The sequence below is a fragment of the Priestia sp. P5 genome (assembly GCF_029522155.1).
Classification (GTDB): domain Bacteria; phylum Bacillota; class Bacilli; order Bacillales; family Bacillaceae_H; genus Priestia; species Priestia megaterium_E.
Window position 1 is genome coordinate 177,788 of sequence record NZ_JAKWFJ010000002.1, and the last position, 22,639, is coordinate 200,426.

Consider the following 22,639-nt stretch of genomic DNA (forward strand, 5'->3'; position numbering starts at 1 on the left):
ATGTTTTATCTTTTATCTAATAGTATGAAATTCCTTCATATTTGTAAAATGTTTTTTGTTTTGAAAAATATGACATAGGTGAAGAGCTGCTGACAAGCTTTGTCGAACACTTTTTTTTACTTGTTTTCAACAAGTATGATATACTGAGACTAGGAAAAATGACAATCTGGAGCGCACGTTCAGTTATTCTTAACAAGCGAATGAATTCTTAGCTTTGACAAGTTTAGCTTGTAAGGTGAAGAAATTCATCACATAATCTTATTAGATCTGAACCTTGTTAGCCCGGATGAGGATTTGTCGAAAACGATTCACTAGAAAAAACCTTCGAGACCGCCAACTCGGAGGTTTTTTTATTTTTGTGTATGGGAAGGGAAAAAAAGACATAGACTAATAAAGAAAAAGGTCCCGCACCCATAATCGGCCGTAGTTGATTACACCTTGTCCATTTCTGCAAGGAAGCTGTCTTTTTACTATAGGGAAGTGCCGCCAAACACCATTCCCTAAAGACAATCAGCACATGAGCCTTATGGATGAAGAACCTTTTAGACGATACTTATCGGTGATTACTTATTTTACTACTGGAAAAATAGCAAAATAAGAGCGACTATGGCTCCTAAAAGCTCGACGTAAGCCGTTAGGAGCTGAACATTCTCAGCATCTAGGAAAAATGACTTGAGGATTCGTCTCAGACTATCCACCACCTTTTTCTTCCTTGCGTGAGTTCCCAAGGGAAAGAAAGGGGACGACAGTGCTTCTTTATTTTAACAAAAGTAGGAAATGATAAGTAGATTTATTTAAAGTGTAAATTAAAAAAGCATGTAGAATACATGCTTTTTTAATTTGGATAAATTTCTTTTATGCGTCCGACTTGTCCATCTGTTAAACGAACTTTGATGCCGTGCGGGTGGAAGCTTGAATTGGTCAGAATGTCTTTGACCGTTCCGTGTGTAAGTTTTCCAGAACGCTGATCTGCTTTTAAAACAATGTCGACTTCAATTCCAGGAGCTACGTCTTTTCTATTTTGTCCGTTCATTATACACCTGTTCTCTTTCGCTGATTATTCGTTTTTTTTGTTTGTTGACTCGTCAGCTTTTTGGTTGCTTGATTCGTGCTGCTATTTTGAGCTTTACTTGAAGATTGATTTTTCTTATTAGCAAGCTGCTGTTTGATAGCATCTTGAAGACTAATTTTCTTTTTAAGTTGTTCTGTCATATGGGTTCCTCCTGAATACGTACATCGTCTGAAAAAACAAAGAAAGTAAGGGAATGAAAAAGCTGACTATCTAGTCAGCTTTTTTTAATTAGAAACAGTGACTTCTTCTACTGGCTGCATAAGTACAGCTTCTTTATCAGGATACGTTTTTTCAATATGATGTTCTCCCCAAGAGCATAATGAATCAAGAATGCTTTTTAAAGACCATCCGTAATCTGTTAAAGAGTATTCCACTCGAGGCGGCATTTCGTTGTACATTTTTCTAACAATGATGCCGTCTGCTTCAAGTTCGCGAAGCTGCTGCGTTAATACTTTTTGTGTAACGCGCGGCATAATTCTTTTTAATTCTCCAGGGCGCTTTGTCCCTTTAATTAAGTGGCAAAGAATAACGACTTTCCACTTGCCTCCAATGACTTCTAGTGCCGCTTCCACTGGAATATTATATTTTTTCACGTTAACAACTCTCCTTGTTCTAGAGATAACGGTCAAATGCATGTTTTCGCACTTTTTCTGATGTTTATCATATCACTATAGAGCAAAATTTTCTAGGTGTAAGCATTTTTTTAGAATACCCAATAGTTCATGACTTTAGTATTTACGCTTATTGTAACCTCCAGGTACCTATATCACTTGAAAGTGCGTACTTTTTCTTTGGTTTTACATCGCTCATAATAACAATTGTTGATGGCGAGTTAGCGAATATATGAAAGGTACCTAAGCTAATCAGCCGTAAGAGAAGTTATTATGAAGAAGTTATTATAACGAACAGGAGGCGTTAAGAAGTGAACACACTTTCACAAACACAACAAAGTAAAAAAAGCGGTGCTTTGCCGCTATTAGCGCTAGCTATTAGCGCCTTTGGAATCGGGACTACAGAGTTTGTTCCAGTAGGTTTATTATCATCGCTTGCAGATGATTTAAATATTTCCATTACACTAGCAGGGTTATTAATTTCAGGATACGCAATGGGAGTTGCATTTGGAGCTCCCGTATTAACAGCTTTAACAAGTAAAATGAGCAGAAAATCACTGTTGATGCTATTAATGGTTATTTTTATCGTAGGAAACTCAGTAGCAGCTTTATCAACAAGCTTTGGGCTGCTGCTTATAGCACGAATTATTACTGCATTTTCACACGGAATTTTCTTTTCCATCGGTGCGACTATCGCTGCTGATTTGGTGCCGGAAGATAAGCGAGCAAGTGCCATTGCCTTAATGTTTACAGGTTTAACAGTTGCAACTGTTACAGGCGTTCCGCTTGGTACATTTATCGGACAAGCTTTCGGCTGGAGAGCAACATTTTGGGGAGTAGCGTTACTTGGGGTTATTGCTATTATTGCAAGTGCTCTTTTAGTGCCTAAAAACTTAAAAGAAGCGCCCCCGGCAAAGTTTAGTGATCAATTGAAAATTTTGAAAAACGGGCCGCTTTTACTATCGTTTGCTATTACTGCCTTAGGATATGGCGGAACGTTTGTAGCTTATACGTATTTAGCACCTATTCTTGAAAAACTAACAGGATATGCACCAAGCGCGGTTAGTATCTTACTGCTGGTATACGGTGTAGCGGTAGCCATCGGAAATACAATCGGAGGAAAAGCTGCGAATAAAAACCCGTTAAAAGCATTATTTTGGATGTTTCTAATTCAAGCAGTTATCCTAGTTATTTTATCGTTTACTGCATCGTTTAAAGTAGCGGGAACGATTACGATTTTTGCCATGGGCTTATTGGCATTTATGAACGTACCTGGACTGCAAGTGCTGGTCGTGAACTTAGCTGAAAAGTATGTTCCTTCAGCAGTGAACGTAGCCTCTGCGCTTAATATTGCTGCATTTAACGTTGGAATTGCTATTGGTTCTTTTGTAGGGGGCCTGATTGTTGATTCAATTGGTCTTGTTCATACTCCTTGGATTGGAGGAGTTATGGTTTTAGGAGCGGTCTTATTAACAGCATGGAGCCGCTCAATAGAAGCAAAAGCAAAATAAAACAAGAGATCATCGCCTTTTGCGATGATCTCTTATCTATAAAAGGAGAGGAAGCAAATGACTACATTTCAACATCATAAGGCGTATCGCCGTATGTACAAGGAGAATGAGTTAACGTTAGGTTTGCATATCCCGCTTGAAAATTATCAGTATGCCACGCCTACGATGGAGAAACAAGTAGAGCTCACGCAGCTTGCAGAACAATATGGATTTACAAGCTTATGGTTCCGCGATGTCCTTCTTCAAGATCCATCATTTGGCGATCCAGCAACGGGTCAAATTTATGATATGCTTATTTATTTGACTTACCTTGCCAGTCAAACAAAAGAAATTGCTCTTAGTACATCTGCTATTGTGCTGCCTTTGCGTCATCCGCTTCGCATAGCTAAAGAAATGGCAACCATTGATCAGCTTTTTCCTGAGCGGTTGATCATGGGCGTATCTTCTGGAGACCGTCAAGCAGATTTTCGAGGACTAGGTATTTCTCATGAAGAAAGAGGAAAGCGATTTGTAGAGGCTTTTCATTATTTAGAAGAAGCGTTAAATCAAGATTTTCCATCTATCCAGTCTACTTTGGGTTCTGTTCAAGGAGCAAATGTCGTTCCTAAGCCAACGAAACGTATTCCGACGATGATTACTGGATACAGTCAGCAAAATATGGAGTGGTTTGCCCAGTATGGAGACGGCTGGATGTATTATCCTCGTCATCCTCATTTTCAAGCAGAGGCCATTAAAGAATGGAGAGAACTGGTTGGCATCTATCATCCAGGCGTTTTTAAACCTTTTACGCAACCTATGCATCTAGATTTGGCAGAAGATCCAAATGAAATGCCAACGCCAATTCGTTTAGGATTTCGAGCAGGGCGCAATGCATTAGTTGAGCTTCTTTCTATTTATAAAGAAATAGGAGTTAATCATCTTTTTTTTGCTCTTTTTGATAGTAAGCGTCCGGCTGAAGAAGTTATACATGAGCTTGGCGAAGAAGTGCTTCCGCATTTTCCGGCTCACCTGTAGCTAAAAGTACTTTAGTTGAAGATCCGAACGGGTTAGATTCTTAATGGAGAATCTAACTCGTTCGGATTTTTTATTGATAGGATGAATGTAGATTTATTTTATGTATGTAGTTGCTTCTAGCGGTTGATTGGAGGATAAGACGAAGACTCCTGTGGGAAAAGCGGAATAGGTGAGACCCCGCAGAAGTTTAGCGACGAGGAGGCTCACCGGACGCTCGCGGAAAGCGAAGTCTTGCACGGAAATCAACCGTGATGGAACAAGCGAGCGATATGAGCTCATGTATCCCATTTTTTCGTCTTTAGATTGAATTCATTTAGTTATATCCCAACCTCTTTTTATATAGATTTCAAGTTATAGGATATATAAGAAATATGTATTAGAGTTATTGATCCTATGTTCTTTATAATAAAATTATCCATTATCTCCTTGGATGATATAAAGTCGAAAGGAGAAACACGATGAGTGTTGCATTTCTATTTCCAGGACAAGGTGCACAATATGCTGGTATGCTTCATGATATAAAAAATAAATGGGGATTAGCGACTACGTTTGAAGAAGCAAGTGAGGCATTAAATCAAGACGTATTCTCGTTAGATTCGTCAGAAAAATTGAAATATAATAAAAATGTTCAGATATGTCTTTTTATTGCAGGAGTAGCTGCGGCTAGGTCGTTTAGAAACAAAGGATACTCGCCAGACGTAGTAGGGGGGCATTCAATAGGGGCGTTTGGAGCAGCAGTTGCATCTGAAGTGTTATCTTTTAAAGAAGCTCTTCTTCTTGTGAAAAAAAGAGGGGAACTGATGGAGAATGCTTATCCTGATGGTTATGGTATGGGGGTTGTAATGGGACTCCGCGAGCATCAGCTTCTCTCTATTGTACATGAACTATCAACTGATTCAGCTCCTGTGTACGTAGCGAATCTAAATGCTCCTGATCAAATAACGATTTCTGGCACCTTAAAAGCAATCGAGAAAGTTCTTGAAAAAGCATCTAAAAAAGGGGCTAGAAAAACTAAAATGCTTCATGTAACGGTGCCTTCTCACTGTCCTCTTATGGAAGAAGTTTCGAATGAATTACGAAAAACAATAACTGAAGTGAAAGGAAAAGACCCAATCGTTCCTTTTATAGGTAATTGTAAAGCTCGGAAATTATGGAAAGCTGCTGATGTTAAGGAAGACTTGGCAGCAAGTGTTGCCCTGCCCGTTCGTTGGCATGATACGACGGAAGTTATGTATGAAATGGGCACAAGATTATATATTGAAATGGCTCCAGGAAGAGTACTAACCGATTTGGCTGCTAAGAGCTTCCCTGAAGCAAGGGCTATTTCGGCAGGCGAATCTACGATAAAAACTTTGCTGATTTTAATGGAAAAAGAAAAAATGTAAGCGCATCAATTTAGAAATGTCAGAAAGGAGCTAGAACATGAGTGGCACAAAAAAAACTTCAAAATCATGGACAACTCGCCGAGATCAAAAAGCAGCTCGCCTTGCGAAAATAGACCATCTTCTTAAAGGAAAGTTATTGGGTAATGAACACATTATTGAAGCGTTAGAATTGCTTATATCACCCGGAGATAAAGTAGTGCTTGAAGGAGACAATCAAAAGCAAGCATCTTTTTTATCAAAGGCGCTGAATGAAGTAAGCGCTGATAAAGTAAACGGCCTTCATATGATTATGTCTAGTATTTCACGTCCGGAACACCTCGACATATTTGAAAAAGGAATTGCTGAAAAAATTGATTTTTCGTACGCCGGTGCTCAAAGCCTTCGCGTGTCTCAAATGATTGAAGATGAGACGTTGAAAATGGGAGAAATTCATACATATCTAGAGCTTTACGGACGCCTTTTCATTGATTTAATTCCGAACATTGCCTTAGTAGCTGCTGACAAAGCGGACGCACAAGGTAATTTATATACAGGAGCAAATACGGAAGAAACACCCACCATTATCGAAGCAACGGCGTTTAAGGATGGAATTGTTATTGTGCAGGTAAATGAACTTGTTGAAGAACTTCCGCGAGTTGATATTCCGGCTTCTTGGATTGATTGTATCGTCGTGGCGGATCAGCCTTATCAATTGGAAGCTTTATTTACGCGAGATCCTCGTCATATTACAGAGCTTCAGATTTTAATGGGTATGATGACAATTCGGGGAATCTATGAACGCCACAGCGTACAATCATTAAATCATGGCATTGGCTTTAATACCGCTGCAATTGAGCTTTTGCTGCCTACTTATGGAGAAAAGTTAGGACTGAAAGGTAAAATATGCAAGCATTGGGCTCTAAATCCTCACCCTACGTTAATTCCGGCTATTGAAAGCGGATGGATCGAGAGCGTGCACTGCTTTGGGGGAGAAGTAGGAATGGAACAATACACAGCAGCGCGTCCAGATGTGTTTTTTACAGGACGCGACGGCAGTCTGCGCTCAAACCGTGCGATGTGTCAAGTGGCTGGTCAATATGCGGTAGATGCTTTTGTAGGATCAACTTTGCAAATAGATGGAGAAGGAAATTCTTCTACCGTCACATCTGGACGTTTGTCAGGGTTTGGCGGAGCGCCTAATATGGGGCATGACCCTAGAGGCCGCCGACATTCTACCCCTGCTTGGCTGGATATGATAAACGAGCAGCACGAACTAGCAAGAGGCAAAAAGCTAGTTGTTCAAATGGTTGAAACCTTTCAATCAGGAAATGAGCCTGTTTTTGTGGAGTCTTTGGATGCGATAAAGGTAGCGAAACAAGCAGGCTTAGCCACTGCTCCTGTCATGATTTACGGGGATGATGTGACACATGTCGTGACTGAAGAAGGAATTGCTTATTTATATAAAGCACAAAGCTTGGAAGAAAGAAAAGCAGCGCTTGAAGCAGTAGCGGGTGTAACGCCTATAGGGTTACTGCACAACCAAAATAAAGTGGAAAGAATGCGAAGAGATGGCTTAGTGGCTTTTCCGGAAGATTTACAGATTCGCCGTACGGAAGCAAAGCGTTCGCTGTTAGCGGCGAAAAGTGTAGAAGATTTAGTAGAATGGTCAGATGGTTTATATAATCCGCCTGCTAAATTTAGGAGCTGGTAAAAAATATGCGTATTCAAGAAGAGCCAAAAACAACTGTGTTTTCTTCATGCCTGATAGCTAAAATGGCAGTTACCGCTTTGGTTGATGAAGCGGTACTTACACCTAAGCCGGGGCTTGTAGATGCAGCAACAACTGGATCTCATCAAGATATGAATATTGAGACGCTGTTAACTTCTGCTTATGCTTTACAACCGACCTTTTTACAGATTGCATTATACAGTCAAGGAAAGCAGCCAAGTCAGATGCTAAGGGAAGAAATTGCTCAAATTGGACGCGAGGGCGAACAAATTATGTACGCGGCTACGAATGGTGTTAATACACACAAAGGAGCCATTTGGGCATTAGGTCTACTTGCTTCTGCAACAGCAGTTTGCGGCGTTCAAGCATCACCTGCATCCATCACAGAAGCTGCAGGACAAATTGCTCGTTATGCAGATCGTTTTTGTCCTCTGCATTCATCTAATGGACTTCGTGTAAAGAAACAGTATGGCGCAAAAGGAGCACCTGGAGAGGCGAAGCAAGGGTTTCCCCACGTGATTCATATAGGCTTGCCTGCTTTACAGAAAGCTCGCAAGCTAGGCATACATGAAACATCAGCAAGGATTGATACTTTAGTAACATTAATTGCCAACCTTGATGATACGTGTATTTTGCATCGTGCTGGTCCGGTTGTGTTAGAGGAGGTTAAAATGGCGGCATCCAATGTGTTAGAAGCTGGAGGGGTATCTACATCAATGGGAAAACAGCGGCTAGAAGCGTTAGATCATATACTTCTATCATCTAACGCTTCTCCAGGCGGAAGTGCAGATTTGCTGGCTGCTGTATTATTTTTAGATCGAATATCTCTTTTTAAAGAATCGTAAACGTCTGCAGGGAGGAGTGGCTAATGGAAACGTTATTGTTTAAATATAAAGCCGATCGAAAGTTAACTCAGCGCGCACATGTAGGTGTTGTTGGTTCAGGGGATTTAGAAATTTTATTGGTTCCTTCGGATGAAGAACATGCTCACGTATCAGTACGAACAGGAAGTGACGGGTTTAGTGAAACCTGGAAAGCCGTATTAGACAGGTTCTTTAGCGTTCATACCATTCAAGCGAAAATTGTAATTAATGATTTCGGTGCTACACCTGGTGTAGTCGCCTTGCGTCTTGCACAAGCTTTGGAGGTGAGTGAAAATGGGAGTGAATAATCAAAGCTTTATTGAGTTAAATGGAAGAGAACGAGCGCAGGCAATCTTAGATCAAGGAACATTCTATGAGATGCTTGGCCCTTTTGACGGAATCGAATCGCCTCATTTACCTAAGCAAAATATTGTTCCTCAAAGCGACGACGGTGTCATTATAGCAGGTGGGCTGATAGCAGGAGAGCCAGCCGTTGTCATTTCAATAGAAGGAAGATTTCAAGGGGGAGGCATTGGTGAAGTATCGGGAGCTAAAATTGCAGGAGCTTTAGAACTAGCCCTTAATAATCACAAAAAAGGTGTTCCTGTTAGACCTGTTTTTCTATTCGATACAGGAGGAGTAAGGCTCCAAGAAGCGAATTATGGACTTTTGTCGATATCTGAAATTGGCTCAGCTGTGGTTGCTTTGCGCGAGCATACACCTGTTGTCGGAGTTATTTCAGGAAATGTAGGCTGCTTTGGAGGAATGTCCATCACTGCTTCACTCTTTAGTTATCTCATTATGACAAAAGAAGCAAGGTTTGGCCTTAACGGCCCTGAAGTGATCGAACAAGAAGCAGGGGTTGAAGAGTTTGACGCAAGAGACCGAAGCTTAATCTGGAAAACGATTGGCGGTATTCAACGCTACGAAACCGGGTTTGCAGATGCCTTAGCACAGGATGATGTCACTGCTATTCAACGAGCGGTTCAAGAGACGTTTCAGAAGAAAGAAAAAGTAACTAGTAAAACAAAACAAGTAGATTTTTACAGACATTTGCTTAGTAAGGTTGATCCTTCAGAAAAACTGGCTTCTGATCAGTTTCAAGAATTGTATAAAGCAACAAAAAATGAACCTATCCCTTCAACAGTCTCTTACTCACTGAATGAAGTTCCAGGTAACATGCCCAACAGCCGCGGTCGCGTGTGGATCAACGCCTTAATAAATGATGAAGAAGCAGATTTTGAAATTCCTTCCGTTCTTTATAAAGACGCATTGCTAGGAAGAGAAAAGGTCCGATATATATCGGTTGTACCTAATCCTTATAATCGTTTCTTACGTGCACGAAAAGGGGAAGTAGGACTAGATGAAGGCTGGGCAATTGCCAAGCACGTTCGTGAAGTAATAAAAGAAGATCGAAATCAATCTCCGCGCCCTATAATCGCCATTGTGGACGTACCGAGTCAAGCGTATGGCTATCATGAAGAACTTCTAGGTATTCACTATGCTTGCGGTGCTGCTGCTGATGCTTATGCAGCAGCGCGCTTAGCAGGTCATCCGGTTATTACGCTAATTGTCGGAAAAGCAATTTCAGGAGCATTTCTGGCTCATGGATACCAATCAAATCGAATTGTGGCTTTAAAAGACGAAGGAGTGAATGTTCACGCCATGTCCAAACAGTCGGCAGCGCGCATTACTAAAAGAAGTATAAAAGAACTTGAAGAAGCTTCAAAGAAAGTTCCGTCCATGGCTTATGATATTGAATCATTTGCCTCACTTGGCGCTTTATATGAGCTGGTTAGCGGTATTCAAGCAGAGCAGCCCACAGATCGCGACGTTCAAACGATTCAAGATATTTTGACTGGAGCGGTAGAAGATGTACGCCGTGAAGGTGTGTACGATTTAAGCAGCCGGCTATACAGTGAGCAAGCAAGGAAGGAAGGGCGTAAAGCTTCTTTAGTAGTAAGAGGTGAGTTGGAAAGACAATGGAATATATAGCTCATGATTTGCTTCAGTTAAAAGAGGAAGCAAAGCTTATCGGTTATACACCCATCCCCGATTGGGTGGAGCATTCTTTAGCGAAGGCTCCGTTTGTAGTTGTAAGGCGGGCTGTTCACCGAGATAGCCTGATACCTGTTGGAGTAAGAGGAGAAAGAAGAAATCAGCGTTTTGGAGCATTTGTATCTGAGCAGGCCGTTAAACGAAGAATTAGGCCGGAAGATCTCGTTTCTATTTTTCAAAACGGCCACTTTAGAAACATGCCAGCCATAGGTGCTTTAAAAGAAGTCGCTATTATTTTAAAAGATTTTGCGTGGGGACCAACTGGCAGTGTGGGATTCGAATTTGCAAGTGGTGTCGAAGTTGTTACAACAACTAGTGATTTGGATATACTTATCCGACTTTCTTTTTATTTGTCGGTAGAACAAGCGCAACTGATAGTTAATCAGTTAAAAGAGTGTCCAGTTTCTGTAGATGTACAGGTAGAAACAGAAAAAGGAGCATTTTCTCTGGTGGAATATGCAAGGGGAGAAAAGACCCTGCTTCTGCGTACTATATATGGACCTTCCTTAGTAAAACTGAATCAATTAGTATAAAAGACGGAAGAGGTATGTGCACCTTTTCCGTCTTTTCTATCAATACCAGCTTTTTTCCTTGCTTAACAAGCGTTTTGCTTCAAAAAAGAATATTTGAATGAACTTTTTGGTGTTAATGCGAATCGGCAAAATTTTAGAATCTCCCTGCAATTCTTTCATTTTTTTACGAACGGCTGTAAAGTCAAAAAACTTAGAAGCATAATTTTCAAACTTTGGATTTGAAAAATCTGTTAATCCAATAGAAGCAAAGTGGTTTAGTGAGTGAGTAACTGCTCGTCTTATTCGCTGTTCACAAGCTTTGGTTTCACGGTTAATTTCAATAGAAGACGCGTGAGCTCCTAATTTTTTCTCCGCCACATTCACAAAAATATTTTTTAGAGAAGGAAAATGTTTTTCCACACTTTCTCTTTGGTCATAAGTGTATAGAAACTGTAAAATATCCAGTAAATCTTTTGCCCCATTTTCTCCTACAATACCTAATTCGGCTAATAAGAATTTTCCTACATCGTATAGATGGGCTTGTTTCGTTATTGGCTGGCTTGAAGGGGGAGCGTGATGAGCTGTCGCTAAACTATTCAATGAGGTCTTAATATCATCGATTGATTTCTCAAGAGAGATTCGTTCCATTACTTTTCGAATAACCGTTAAAATTTCAATTCGATTGATTGGTTTTGTAATATAGTATTCAATTCCTAATGAATAGGCCTCTCCTATCAATTCTTTGGATTCTACCTGTGAAATCATAATCATTTTTCCGTTAAATGAATCTTTTAAATGACGGATCGTTTCGATTCCGTCCCGTCCTGGCATAAGTAAATCGATAAATAAAATATCAATTTGCTTTAAATTTAACATAGAAGCATCTAGAAAGCTTCCGTCGACGACTTCTTCTACAACTTCTCCTAAATCCTCATCTTCAATCAGCTGACTAAGTGTTGAACGAATAGCTGAATCGTCATCTGTAATACAAAATCGCATAAACTCATCCTTTCTGAATTAGATTACGAAGGGGGATTTGAATGATAAACGTCATTCCGCTGTCTTCTTGTGTAGCTTTAATCGTACCTTCAAGTTCTTGAACAATATCTTTTACATAAGAAAGACCAATGCCAGTAGAGGGGTTTCCAAATTGATCGTATTTTGAGGTGAAACCAGGTTCGAAAATAGCTTTTTCGTACTTCAAAGGCACGCCAGGACCGTTGTCTTGTACATGAAATTCTACATGTTCAGCTTGTCTATGTACCGATAAAACAATCCTTCCTTCATCTTTAATCGCTTCCACTGCGTTGGCTACCAAGTTATTAATGATCGATAAAATGGTATAAACGTGGTAGCTGAAATGTTCCCCGTTTACAGAAGAAAAAAAGGTAATTTGCTTGTGAAGAGAATCGGCATATTTTTTGTTGATGCGTACGATCAGCTCGATTAATTCCTCTGCTTTCATATAATTTTGGAAACTTTCATTTGAAATTGTTTTAGATAAGCCCGCAAAAATACGCTGGTTGTCTTTTTTTACTTCGTGAATATCCCCGGCAATCCGAAGCGCTTTTTTACTGAGCGTTTGGTTTAGCACAGAATGATCTTTTTCCTGCTGATTTAATATACGGTATAAATCGTACGAAGCTTTTGTAATCGCTTCTGTATTATGAAGGGTCTTTTTTAAATGAACGGTTTCTTCATAAAGGCTTGTGATAAGCATTAGCATGTGCTCATTTTGCTTGCGAATTTGACGTTCTCGTGACTGTGATTCATAAATCGTCATCATATTAAAAAAGCTAAGTACAATGAAGCTGTGAGCAAAAGCAATAACGGCCATGTCAGATAATGAATCGACATGGATTGTTGTGTGCAACACTATATACTGCGCAGTTAGTTCCACTACATCAGCAGCAATTTCAATGATGAGTCCAATCAATCCAATTACAATAGCACTATAGTTCATGCGGCTTACCTTAAATACAAAAAATAAAAGTGCATACGTAAAGTAGAAGAAAAACGTAGGGTAATGCGTATGTGCAGAAGCCGCAAATTGAAAATGATCGAGCATAATATAATCGAGAATGATGCGAAAGAGAACAACGCTTAAAGCGGTAAACAAGCCCCCGGCTAAAACGGTTTTCCGTTTTAAAAGCAGCAGAAAAAAGAAAAATGTAGGAGCTCCAAATGTAATTCGAAATGTTTCATTTAACGGATAAAATTTTAACTCTCCCGCCAGCGGGACAGTAATGAGCATGAGCAATAAAATGTACGGATCTTTTCGAATGAAAGATTTAAAATTCAGATAATTTCACCTCCTGAAGTGATTCGTGAATTAGTATACATTGTGACAGCGTTCAGCACAATGGAGAAGAGTGCCAAAGATCAAAATATAATTTTAAAAAGTTTTGTAGGTTTTTGTATGCTCTCGTAGGTTGCATTGTACATTAAAAATGAAAATGAAATCGCACTTTATGAAAGCGCTTTAAAATAAAAAGTTAATTAAGTGATGAGGTGATTTTAATGAAAAGAGAAATTGAACAGGAAATGTCTTACTTACAGCTCACTGCAAAAGACCGGTTACATGAGTGGGTGCAACAAATAAAAGAATTTTCGTCAGAAGGAAAAACGGCTGATTACATTCCGGCGCTGAAAGATATGGACTCGTCTCAATTAGGTATTTGTTTGATTGGTGCTGACGGAACAGTTATCCAATCTGGAGATTATGAAGCGGTATTCACTCTTCAAAGCATTTCTAAAGTTATTAGCTTTATAGCAGCCTGCTTATGCTGCGGCATTCCTTATGTGCTAGAGAGAGTGGATGTAGAGCCAACTGGAGATGCATTTAATTCTATTATAAGACTGGAAATGCATAAACCAGGAAAGCCGTTCAATCCTATGATTAACGCCGGTGCTTTAACGGTTTCATCTCTTTTATCTGGGGAGACGGCAAAAGAAAAATTAAACTATTTGTTTGATGTGATAACGATGCTTACCGGTAAAACACCACTCATTAATGAAACGGTCTTTGAATCAGAATGGCAAACGTCTCATCGAAATCGTGCGCTTGCCTACTATTTAAAAGAAACGAACTACTTGCAAGGAGAAGTAGAAGAAGTTCTAGAGGTTTACTTAACGCAGTGCTCAATTGAAGTAACGACTGAAGATATTGCGCTGATTGGATTAATTCTGTCATTAGACGGATACCATCCAGTGTTTCAAAAACAAGTAATTCCAAAAGAAGTAGCTAAATTAACAAAAGCACTCATGCTTACATGCGGTATGTATAATGCTTCAGGAAAGTTTGCCGCATTTGTTGGTATGCCAGCTAAAAGCGGTGTATCGGGAGGAATCATGTCATTGGTGCCACCTAATACGAAAAAACAGTCTCCATTTCCAGGCGGATGCGGTATCGGAATATACAGTCCAGCTATTGATGAGTACGGGAATAGCGTAAAAGGCGTTACGCTGCTAAAAAAAATCGCAAAAGAATGGGATTTGAGTATTTTTTAGTCTATTTACGTACTCTTCATTCGCTTCAATAATATAAACACCAAGAGAAAAAACTTTCATGTTTTGCATTTGTTCTACCAAATTTTTTAATGAGGTGATAGGCATGCAACAAGCAGTCGAAAGTGTGATTAGCGTCGTCAATGATTTTTTTTGGTCGAATTTATTGATTATTTTACTTGTATCAATTGGTCTTTATTTTACGGTTCGCTCTCGTTTTTTGCAGTTTCGCATGTTGAAAGAAATGGTACTTGTTTTGAAAGAAGGAAGAGCGGCTAAAGATGGGGGGATCTCCCCGTTTCAAGCTTTTTGCATAAGCATGGCAGCTCGGGTAGGAACGGGAAATATTACCGGGATAGCGATTGCTATTGCACTTGGTGGCCCGGGTGCTGTATTTTGGATGTGGATTATTGCCATTATCGGTTCAGTATCAAGTTTTGTAGAAAGTACACTCGCTCAAATTTATAAAGTAAAAGGATCAAACGGGTTTCGAGGAGGACCCGCTTATTATATGGAAAAAGGGTTAAATAAAAGGTGGATGGGTGGTCTATTTGCTGTACTCATTACACTATCATTTGGCCTGGTGTTTAACGCTGTGCAGTCTAACACGATTACGCTCGCATTTGAGAACTCTTTTGGAACGAGCCGCTTGTTGGTTGGAATTATTATGACGGTTATATTTGCGGTAATTATTTTTGGCGGGATCAAACGCATCGCCAAGATATCGGAATACATCGTGGTCGTATTAGCCGTTTTATACATTGGAATGGCTCTGTTCATTATCTTTAAAAATATTGATCAAATGCCTGCGGTTCTATCTCTAATTGTGAAAAATGCATTTGGGTTTGAACAGGCGCTTGGGGGATCAATTGGTGCAACGTTAATCAACGGAGTAAAGCGCGGACTGTTTTCAAATGAAGCAGGAATGGGAAGTGCTCCCAACGCCGCGGCAACTGCGGTAACGAGTCATCCAGTTAAACAAGGTCTTATCCAAGCATTTGGTGTCTTGACAGATACACTCGTAATTTGTACAAGCACAGCATTTATCGTTCTCTTATCCCCCGCCTATAAGCAGGGACTAAGCGGCATTGAATTAACGCAGGCTTCTCTTAGTACCCATATCGGCTCTTGGGCATCAGGGTTTTTAGCTATCATGGTATTTCTATTTGCTTTTAGTACGTTAATTGGGAATTATTATTATGGAGAAACGAATATTGAATTTTTAAATTCAAATAAGGTGTGGCTTTGGTCTTATCGTGTAGGTGTTTTAGCGATGGTTATTTTTGGATCAGTCGCTCAGCTTCAGCTTGTATGGAATTTGGCAGACCTATTTATGGGGATGATGGTAGTCGTGAACTTGATTGCTATTTTTTTATTATCGAAAGTGGCATTTTCCGCCTTGCATGACTATACTGAGCAGAAAAAGGAAGGGAAAAATCCAGTCTTTTATAGAGATGCGTTAGAGAACAATCAAAATATCGAATGTTGGGAAAGAGAATCTACTCCACCCCCTTCTGAAAAAGAGAATATTATCTAAAAAAAGTTCAGCCAATTGGCTGAACTTTTTTTATGCGTTTTTCTTTAATTCAGTTTGCGGAGTGCCTTTAGAAAACAATGTTTCTTTCACGCCGTTAGCTGCTGCTTTCGTTTTTGCCGAAAAGATTGGATTTAAAATAACAACTACCAGTAAGTTAGATAACAATCCCCAGAACCCTTCATAAAGACCAAATGAATTTCCTGTGGCATGGACGGTAAACGTTACAACCAGCCCTACTATTAATCCAGCAATCGTACTTTCTTTCGATTGATTTCTCCAAAACAGGCTGATAACGATAGCCGGGAAGATTTGTACCATACCGGATACCCCTAGTAACTGTAGGGAAACAAGTGCTTGAGGGAATAATAAACCGAATAAAAGTGCCAGTCCAATAACAACGAAAACCATAGAACGAGTAACCATTGTTAATGTTTTACCCTGTACATTTGGATTAATTAAATCTCTGAATATATTATTTGCAAATAAGTTAGACGCTCCGATAGCCATGATAGAACATGGAATTAATGAAGCAAGAGCAATCGTTGCATAAGCTAACCCTTGGCCAATGCCGCCATATGAATATTGAATTAAGGTTAATAATGCTAATCTAGGATCCGTTGTATCTTGAGGCAATACTTGATAAGCAATAAATCCTAAGAAGATGACTAGAATTAAAACAATATTGTAAAGCGGTAAGAAAATAGCATTTTTACGAAGCGAATCTGCACTTTTAGCAGTGAAAACACCTGTAGCGGCGTGGGCCCACATGAATAAAGCTAAAGCAGATACGAGTGATGCTGTAATAAACCATGGAATGCCTTTAGGTCCTTGTGTTGGGACCGTTAATAGCTGAGGCGCATCCTTTGCAACATTGTCGATCATGTTGCCCCAGCTTCCAAAATGCATAATTGGCAGAGAAACAACCATAAATAACATAATCGCCCATACTAAAATATCTTTAATAATTGCCGTATATGTGGGACCTTTAATTCCGCTGAAAAAGGTATAAAGAGCCACAAGAAAGAATGAAAGAATAACGACAGCTTTTACGTTAATGTAGCCAGTTCCTGCAACGCGAAGAGTATCTTGAATACCGCTAAGCTGAAGATCAATATATGGAATGAGCATCAATACACCTACTATAGCAATTAAAGAGGAGAGAAATTTACTGCTAAAACGTTCTCTGGCATAATCAGCAAGCGTAGTAAGTTTATGCTTTTTAGCAACAGTCCAAAGCTTTGGAAGAAAAAAGTATGAAATTAAAAAGGCCAAAACAGAGTAAGGAATGGCAAAAAATGCGATGCTTCCTCCCTGATAAGCTGTACTTGTAAGACCTAGAAAAGTATAAGCAGTATATAAATCTGCTCCTACCAAAAGCCAGACGAGCAGGCTTCCAAAACGTCTTCCACCTACAGCCCACTCTTCAACTGAGCTTCTAGATGATTTGTCACGTCCCGCTATAAAGCCAATTGCGATAACAACAAGAACAATTGCTGATGTGATTAAAAGTGCCGTTAAATTTCCTTGCATTATTCAATGTCCCCCCAAGATTTTTGTAAACGATAAATGATAAATGTACACACAGGCGTTAAGAAGACCCATAAAAATAACCATAAATGCAAAAGAGGTAATCCAAAAATAATTGGATGAATGTTATTTACAAAAGGTAAAAAAGCGAATTGAGCAATAAATGGAATGATGAATAAAATAAAAATTATGAATTTTCTGTTCAATTTTACTCCTCCTACTAAAAATTTATCTAACAATGTTCACTATGATAGCAAGTCTGACATGGTAAAGCAATAAGTTTTTTGAAAATTTCGTTATAATCTATGGAAATTTTTTTAGAAAAACAAAAAAGAGCTTATGATGAGAGTATATTTGAAATAATTATGAAAGAAAAAAAGGGGAATAATCTAAGCGAAGTTGCTCTTGAAGCAAAAAGAGAACGGAAAAGAAGAAATTTAGTTTTGACCGGGAAGTTTTTGTTATTTCGCTGAGATAAAGTATATTGCTATTGCATCATAAGAAAAGAATTTATATGTTCAAATAGAGATTCATGGAAAGAATAAAACAGAGCAAATAAAAAAACTAGACAATAAGTGCTTGTCTAGTTCCACCACTCTGTCAATGGTCCTTTGTCGCCATAAACAGGATCTGTTGTAGGAATAGGTACTTGTGCAATTTCATCAAATACGTGAGGGCGATCAGTTTGTTTTCCTGTTCGTAAATTGTAATCCATGCCCTCTGGATAAGCTCCAACCACTTTAAAATCAGCAGTTGACTGCAGACGCATATGCCCTGTTCCTGCAGGAAGTACGAGCACATCGCCAGCATGCACCACGATATTTTCCCCCATATGTCCACCTAGTTTTAAACGTGCAGATCCGCTAATTACACCTAGTGCTTCATGGGAATTGCTGTGGTAATGGTGAAAATCATGTATGCCGCCTACCCAGCTGTTTTTCCAGTTGTGAGAATTAAAAATGCTCTCCACTTTCTCTTTCTTACTAATAAATACGTGTTCATACAACAAAACTGGAAGACGAGGGTGATTTGGAATGGTTCCGTCGTCATCAAAATAAAGAACTTTTACATTTGCATAATTCATAAGCATCCCTCTAACAATCTTTTTTCGTAATTTTCCCTGTTTTTTGCTTGCGTAAACAGAGAAGTTTGCTCGAAGTACTTCATTTGTTGCGAAGTGCATGATATGTAGGTTTTAACGTTTTCCTAAAAGAAGTCTCCCACTTCAAGCGTAGCTAAGAGGTGGGCAATTCACTTTAGTATCTTTTCTTCATATTGTATATAAGTAAAGGGTCCAGTGCAAGAATTCTATGGATATATAGATGTTAATTCTTATTCTGTAAATGAATATTATATATTAGTATAACTTTTAGAAGGTAATCTGCTCGTGAAGTAAAAGAATCAAACAACAAGAAAGGTTAGGATTTTAGTTCTTTTTGTAATTAAAAAGAGATTTTTATAAGGTTTATTCTGAATTTTACGAATAATTTATTATCTTTATAAAAGTAATGTAAACGTTTTTGTGTATTGAGTAATAGAAATGAATGTTATATACTGATAAAAAATATATTCCTATATGTGACTGGCGCAACATGGATGACCATGGGGGAGCATATAGCGTATAAGCCGCGCGCCTGGGCAAACACTTGAGAAAATTTCGCAAGTGTTTTTTTTATTTTCCTAGGGAAGAGGAGTAGATTTGGATGAGCAATATGCAAAGGAAGATGGGAACATTTGCTTTAACCATGACAGGCATAGGTTCGATTATCGGTTCAGGATGGCTGTTTGGAGCATGGAAAGCAGCTCAAATTGCAGGACCCGCGGCTATTTTTTCATGGGTGATTGGAATGGTAGTTATTTTGACCATTGCCCTATCGTACGCTGAACTGGGTGCGATGTTTCCACAAGCAGGGGGGATGGTTAAATATCCTCAGTATTCACACGGATCATTTATTGGATTTTTGGCTGCTTGGGCTAACTGGATTTCAATCGCTTCAACGATAACAGTGGAGGCTATTGCATCTGTACAATATATGAGTACTTGGCCATGGAAATGGGCTCGCTGGACTCATGAATTAGTAGACAATGGCATTTTAACGTCCAAGGGGTTGGCAGTTGCGTCTCTGTTATTATTCATTTACTTTTTTGTGAACTATTGGACGGTAAATCTCTTTGCTAAAGCAAACTCATTTATTACGATTGTTAAATTAATTATTCCTGGTTTAACGGCAGGGGCTTTATTTTTTGCTGGTTTTCATAGTGGAAACTTTTCAAGTGAGCATGGGGTAGCACCTTACGGATGGGCCAGTGTTTTAACGGCAGTGGCAACATCAGGTATTGTGTTTGCATTTAATGGGTTTCAAAGTCCTGTAAATATGGCAGGAGAAGCAAAATCACCTAATAAATCGATTCCAATAGCTGTAATTGGTTCAATTTTTATTGCAGGAATTGTATACATTATATTGCAAATTGTTTTTATCGGAGCAGTAAGTCCGTCATCAATTGCTGATGGATGGAATCATTTGAATTTTAATTCTCCTTTTGCTGATTTAGCGATTGCGCTTGGAATTAACTGGCTAACAATTGTGTTATACGCAGATGCATTTGTTTCTCCTTCCGGCACAGGTGCTACATATACGGCAACTACTTCTAGAATGTTATACGGGATGCAGCAAAATGGATATTTGCCAAAGATCTTTGGTACGCTTCATCCACTTTACAATGTCCCGCGCCCAGCTATGTGGCTAAATTTAGCAGCTTGCTTTTTGTTTCTCTTTTTATTTAGAGGATGGGGTGTCTTAGCAGAAGTGATCTCAGTAGCGACGCTTATCTCTTATATTATGGGCCCTGTAGCACTGATAACATTAAGAAAAACGGGTTCACATTTTTACCGTCCATTTTATTTAAAAGGGGCATCAATTATTGCGCCATGCGGCTTCGTTTTTGCTTCCTTGACGCTTTACTGGGCAAGGTGGCCACTTACAGGTGAAGTGATCTTTATTATGGCAATTGGCCTGCCTGTTTATTTTTATTACCAAGCGAAAAATAAATGGGTGGGCTTTAAAAAAGAATTTTTAACCGGGGCTTGGATGCTTATCTATTTAGCGTGCATGATTTTTATTTCCTACATAGGAAGCGAAAAATTCGGAGGCAAAAATATTTTGCCTTTCGGATGGGATATGCTAGTGATTGCTTGCGTATCATTAGCTTTTTATTACTGGGGAATTAAAAGTGGCAAATCTAATCGATATATGAAAGAAGCTGAACAAATCAATCAAGAAAATTTTAAATCTAAATAAAAAAACACGAGCTGATGCTCGTGTTTTTTTATTTAGGTCAGTAGAGAATTTAGACTTAGTTTTTATCAAAATATTGTAAAAAATATAGATTTTAAGGTTTAAGTATTTATACAGAGGGAACCTTTATTTGGGATAAAGTTCTAAAAAAACAAAATAAAGGGGATTAGGCAGCTGTGAAAAAAATGAATGTTTTGGCTTTAGCTTTTGTACTTATGCTAGTATTAGCGGCTTGCAACAGTTCTAAGGAAACGGGAGGATCCACTTCGGCTAAAAATAAGACGATTGAAGCATCCATTGACAGCGCTTCTTATATTTTAGTAGATAGCGATGAAGGAGCTGCAAGTGAAGAAAAAGGGCTGTTGAAAGTTGATTTGAAAGTGAAAAATGTATCCAAAAACAGTATATCTTTATCGGATTATGACGGTGTGTATTTATACGAAGGAGATGAGCAATTGTCTCCAAAAACGGGAGTGAACAGTCGTGAGCTCGGACTAGAAAGCAGTGCATCTGACAAGATTGGCGCTGGAAAGCAAAAAAATTTAACGTTTGTCTTTGAAGTCAAAAAAGATAAAAAGTACAAAATTGGGCTTCAGCCAACATCATCTGATTATGATGAAGAAATTGACGAAGTGACATTAACACTGGATACGAAGAAATACGCGAAAAGCTATAATAAGCTGCAAGACCCAGAAAAAGCTCTGCAAGTTTATACAGAAGTCCTTTACTTAAATAAAGAAAACGTAGACTATGATAAATATGTAACGGCAGACAAAACAGCTGTCATAGAAGAACAGAAAAAAGCGTTTAATGAGGAATTAAAAGGTGCTTTTTCTAACAGTTTAACCGACAAAGCAAAAAAAGATTTTTTTAACATGTATAAAGATGTTTTGAAAGAAAAAGCAAGCGTGAAAACAAATGTGATTGCGAATGCAAATAATAAAGCCGTAGTAGAAGTGGAGTACACGACTCTTAATTTATCAGACTTATATTCATACGTATCGCAGCTTAAGAGAGCATATACAAATGAAACGAAAGATTACGATACAGAACACTCTGAAGAGTTTGCGGCTTCTAAATTCAAAGATATTGTAAATGAGTTAGAAACGAAAGAAGGAAGTCGTCCCCTACGAATTTTTATGGTGAAAGAAGATGGGAAATGGACTGTAAAGTCAAGTGACCTATACAGTGATTCTTTAGGTAAAACGTTTGGATCAAGCTATATTCGATAGACAAAAAAGAGAAGAATTTTTCTTCTCTTTTTTGTTTTCTGTAAATAAATCAACGAGTTTTTTGTAAAGCTAAATTCATCAAAATATGCTAGTATAGGTTCATTCATTCTTTTATTCTTATTATGATAGGCATCAATGGAGGTTCTTACTAATGAAAGCAAATTACTGTAAAGATACAAAGGCCGTTCGAACGAGCCGCATTTTTCCTAATGATATTAATAATCACAATACGTTATTTGGCGGAAAGTTAATGAGTGATATTGATATGATTGCGTCCATTTCAGCTTATCGTCACAGTCGTACAGAGTGTGTGACAGCTTCAGCAGACTCTATTCATTTTCTGCACCCTATTACGCCTCAGGATTCTGTATGTTTGGAGTCATACGTATCATGGACAGGTCGTTCATCCATGGAAGTATTTGTGAAAGTGATTAAAGAAAATTTAAAAACCGGGGAGCGTCAAATTGCAGCTACATCATTTTTAACTTTTGTGGCAATGGATGATGATGGAAAGCCCCGCGCAGTACCGGAGCTTATTCCAGAAACAGAAGAAGAAAAATACCTGTTTCAAACGGGGGCAGATCGCGCTGCCACGCGTAAACAAGTACGTAAAAAAAGCAATGAACTAGCCTCGGTATTGGATTTAGGACAACCTTGGTAACATAAAAGAGAGGCTGAAAAGTATTTTAGCTCAAATGAAAAACGAACCATTGATCAACATGTTTGATTAGTGGTTCGTTTTTTCTGGTTATGGTGAACGTAGGTTTCATCTGTTTCGTTCCTTCTAGCAGTTGATTGGAGGGCAA

21 protein-coding genes and 1 riboswitch are annotated in these 22,639 nt (G+C 38.8%); of the genes, 13 read left to right on the forward strand and 8 right to left on the reverse strand.

The features are described 5' to 3' along the window. Positions 1 to 835: 835 nt before the first annotated feature. From MMB69_RS17790 to MMB69_RS17800, 3 genes are all read right to left on the reverse strand, one after another. Positions 836 to 1,033 (reverse strand): YwbE family protein, encoded by a 198-nt coding sequence (locus MMB69_RS17790; RefSeq protein ID WP_013055498.1) that lies wholly within the window; start codon positions 1,031 to 1,033, stop codon positions 836 to 838. Continuing rightward, a complete protein-coding gene (locus tag MMB69_RS17795) occupies positions 1,033 to 1,212 on the reverse strand; it encodes a hypothetical protein (RefSeq protein ID WP_013055499.1) in 180 nt (59 codons plus the stop codon). Before MMB69_RS17795 ends, MMB69_RS17790 begins: the two co-directional genes overlap by 1 nt. An 84-nt stretch (positions 1,213 to 1,296) precedes the next feature. Further along, on the reverse strand, positions 1,297 to 1,665 hold the full coding sequence (locus MMB69_RS17800; protein WP_013055500.1) for a winged helix-turn-helix transcriptional regulator: 369 nt from the start codon (positions 1,663 to 1,665) through the stop codon (positions 1,297 to 1,299). Between the two features lie 329 nt (positions 1,666 to 1,994). Between MMB69_RS17800 and MMB69_RS17805 the strand changes: the two genes are divergently transcribed. The 8 genes from MMB69_RS17805 to MMB69_RS17840 all read left to right on the forward strand — a co-directional run bounded on the left by MMB69_RS17805 (position 1,995) and on the right by MMB69_RS17840 (position 10,755). After that, on the forward strand, positions 1,995 to 3,194 hold the full coding sequence (locus MMB69_RS17805) for an MFS transporter (RefSeq protein WP_014461498.1): 1,200 nt from the start codon (positions 1,995 to 1,997) through the stop codon (positions 3,192 to 3,194). 57 nt (positions 3,195 to 3,251) lie between these two features. Beyond that, positions 3,252 to 4,208, forward strand: a complete 957-nt coding sequence (locus MMB69_RS17810; protein ID WP_221786096.1) for an LLM class oxidoreductase — start codon at positions 3,252 to 3,254, stop codon at positions 4,206 to 4,208. A gap of 458 nt (positions 4,209 to 4,666) precedes the next feature. Beyond that, entirely contained in the window at positions 4,667 to 5,593 is a 927-nt protein-coding gene (gene mdcH, locus MMB69_RS17815) for a malonate decarboxylase subunit epsilon (RefSeq protein WP_221786095.1), read from the forward strand. A 37-nt stretch (positions 5,594 to 5,630) separates the two neighbouring features. Next, entirely contained in the window at positions 5,631 to 7,283 is a 1,653-nt protein-coding gene (mdcA, locus tag MMB69_RS17820; RefSeq protein WP_269870468.1) for a malonate decarboxylase subunit alpha, read from the forward strand. Between the two features lie 5 nt (positions 7,284 to 7,288). After that, on the forward strand, positions 7,289 to 8,146 hold the full coding sequence (locus MMB69_RS17825) for a triphosphoribosyl-dephospho-CoA synthase (RefSeq protein ID WP_269870469.1): 858 nt from the start codon (positions 7,289 to 7,291) through the stop codon (positions 8,144 to 8,146). A gap of 23 nt (positions 8,147 to 8,169) precedes the next feature. Next, on the forward strand, positions 8,170 to 8,472 hold the full coding sequence (locus MMB69_RS17830; RefSeq protein ID WP_269870470.1) for a malonate decarboxylase subunit delta: 303 nt from the start codon (positions 8,170 to 8,172) through the stop codon (positions 8,470 to 8,472). Next, positions 8,459 to 10,159 (forward strand): biotin-independent malonate decarboxylase subunit beta, encoded by a 1,701-nt coding sequence (mdcD, locus tag MMB69_RS17835; protein WP_269870471.1) that lies wholly within the window; start codon positions 8,459 to 8,461, stop codon positions 10,157 to 10,159. Before MMB69_RS17830 ends, mdcD begins: the two co-directional genes overlap by 14 nt. After that, complete coding sequence (locus MMB69_RS17840; protein WP_269870472.1) at positions 10,147 to 10,755, forward strand: malonate decarboxylase holo-ACP synthase; 609 nt, start codon at positions 10,147 to 10,149, stop codon at positions 10,753 to 10,755. The genes mdcD and MMB69_RS17840 overlap by 13 nt, the downstream gene beginning before the upstream one ends. Before the next feature lie 39 nt (positions 10,756 to 10,794). Here MMB69_RS17840 and MMB69_RS17845 read toward each other — a convergent pair whose 3' ends face one another. Continuing rightward, positions 10,795 to 11,733 (reverse strand): response regulator, encoded by a 939-nt coding sequence (locus MMB69_RS17845; RefSeq protein WP_164797132.1) that lies wholly within the window; start codon positions 11,731 to 11,733, stop codon positions 10,795 to 10,797. Positions 11,734 to 11,737: 4 nt separating this feature from the next. Beyond that, positions 11,738 to 12,988: an ATP-binding protein gene (locus MMB69_RS17850; protein ID WP_269870626.1), complete on the reverse strand. Its 1,251-nt coding sequence runs from the start codon at positions 12,986 to 12,988 to the stop codon at positions 11,738 to 11,740. Between the two features lie 266 nt (positions 12,989 to 13,254). Between MMB69_RS17850 and MMB69_RS17855 the strand changes: the two genes are divergently transcribed. After that, complete coding sequence (locus tag MMB69_RS17855; RefSeq protein WP_221786088.1) at positions 13,255 to 14,244, forward strand: glutaminase; 990 nt, start codon at positions 13,255 to 13,257, stop codon at positions 14,242 to 14,244. A 103-nt stretch (positions 14,245 to 14,347) separates the two neighbouring features. After that, positions 14,348 to 15,778, forward strand: a complete 1,431-nt coding sequence (locus MMB69_RS17860) for an alanine/glycine:cation symporter family protein (protein ID WP_277448117.1) — start codon at positions 14,348 to 14,350, stop codon at positions 15,776 to 15,778. Positions 15,779 to 15,808: 30 nt separating this feature from the next. Here the strand turns inward: MMB69_RS17860 and MMB69_RS17865 are convergent, their stop codons facing one another. From MMB69_RS17865 to MMB69_RS17875, 3 genes are all read right to left on the reverse strand, one after another. Beyond that, positions 15,809 to 17,308 (reverse strand): sodium:solute symporter family protein, encoded by a 1,500-nt coding sequence (locus tag MMB69_RS17865; protein WP_221786086.1) that lies wholly within the window; start codon positions 17,306 to 17,308, stop codon positions 15,809 to 15,811. Further along, positions 17,308 to 17,511, reverse strand: coding sequence for a DUF3311 domain-containing protein (locus tag MMB69_RS17870; protein ID WP_013055514.1), 204 nt, complete (start codon positions 17,509 to 17,511; stop codon positions 17,308 to 17,310). Before MMB69_RS17870 ends, MMB69_RS17865 begins: the two co-directional genes overlap by 1 nt. 377 nt (positions 17,512 to 17,888) lie before the next feature. Further along, the gene (locus MMB69_RS17875) at positions 17,889 to 18,488 is read right to left on the reverse strand and encodes a cupin domain-containing protein (RefSeq protein ID WP_081085187.1); all 600 of its coding nucleotides are present in this window, start codon (positions 18,486 to 18,488) and stop codon (positions 17,889 to 17,891) included. Positions 18,489 to 18,873: 385 nt separating this feature from the next. Further along, a riboswitch (ZMP/ZTP riboswitch) is annotated at positions 18,874 to 18,952 on the forward strand. A 56-nt stretch (positions 18,953 to 19,008) separates the two neighbouring features. On the opposite strand from MMB69_RS17875, the gene MMB69_RS17880 reads away from it, so the two are divergent. From MMB69_RS17880 to MMB69_RS17890, 3 genes are all read left to right on the forward strand, one after another. Then, positions 19,009 to 20,604, forward strand: a complete 1,596-nt coding sequence (locus MMB69_RS17880; RefSeq protein ID WP_221813061.1) for an APC family permease — start codon at positions 19,009 to 19,011, stop codon at positions 20,602 to 20,604. 182 nt (positions 20,605 to 20,786) lie between these two features. After that, positions 20,787 to 21,833, forward strand: coding sequence for a DUF5105 domain-containing protein (locus MMB69_RS17885; RefSeq protein ID WP_277448413.1), 1,047 nt, complete (start codon positions 20,787 to 20,789; stop codon positions 21,831 to 21,833). Positions 21,834 to 21,984: 151 nt separating this feature from the next. Beyond that, positions 21,985 to 22,494 carry an acyl-CoA thioesterase gene (locus MMB69_RS17890; protein ID WP_013055518.1) on the forward strand — a complete coding sequence of 170 codons (510 nt, stop codon included), beginning with the start codon at positions 21,985 to 21,987 and terminating at the stop codon, positions 22,492 to 22,494. Positions 22,495 to 22,639: the final 145 nt, after the last annotated feature.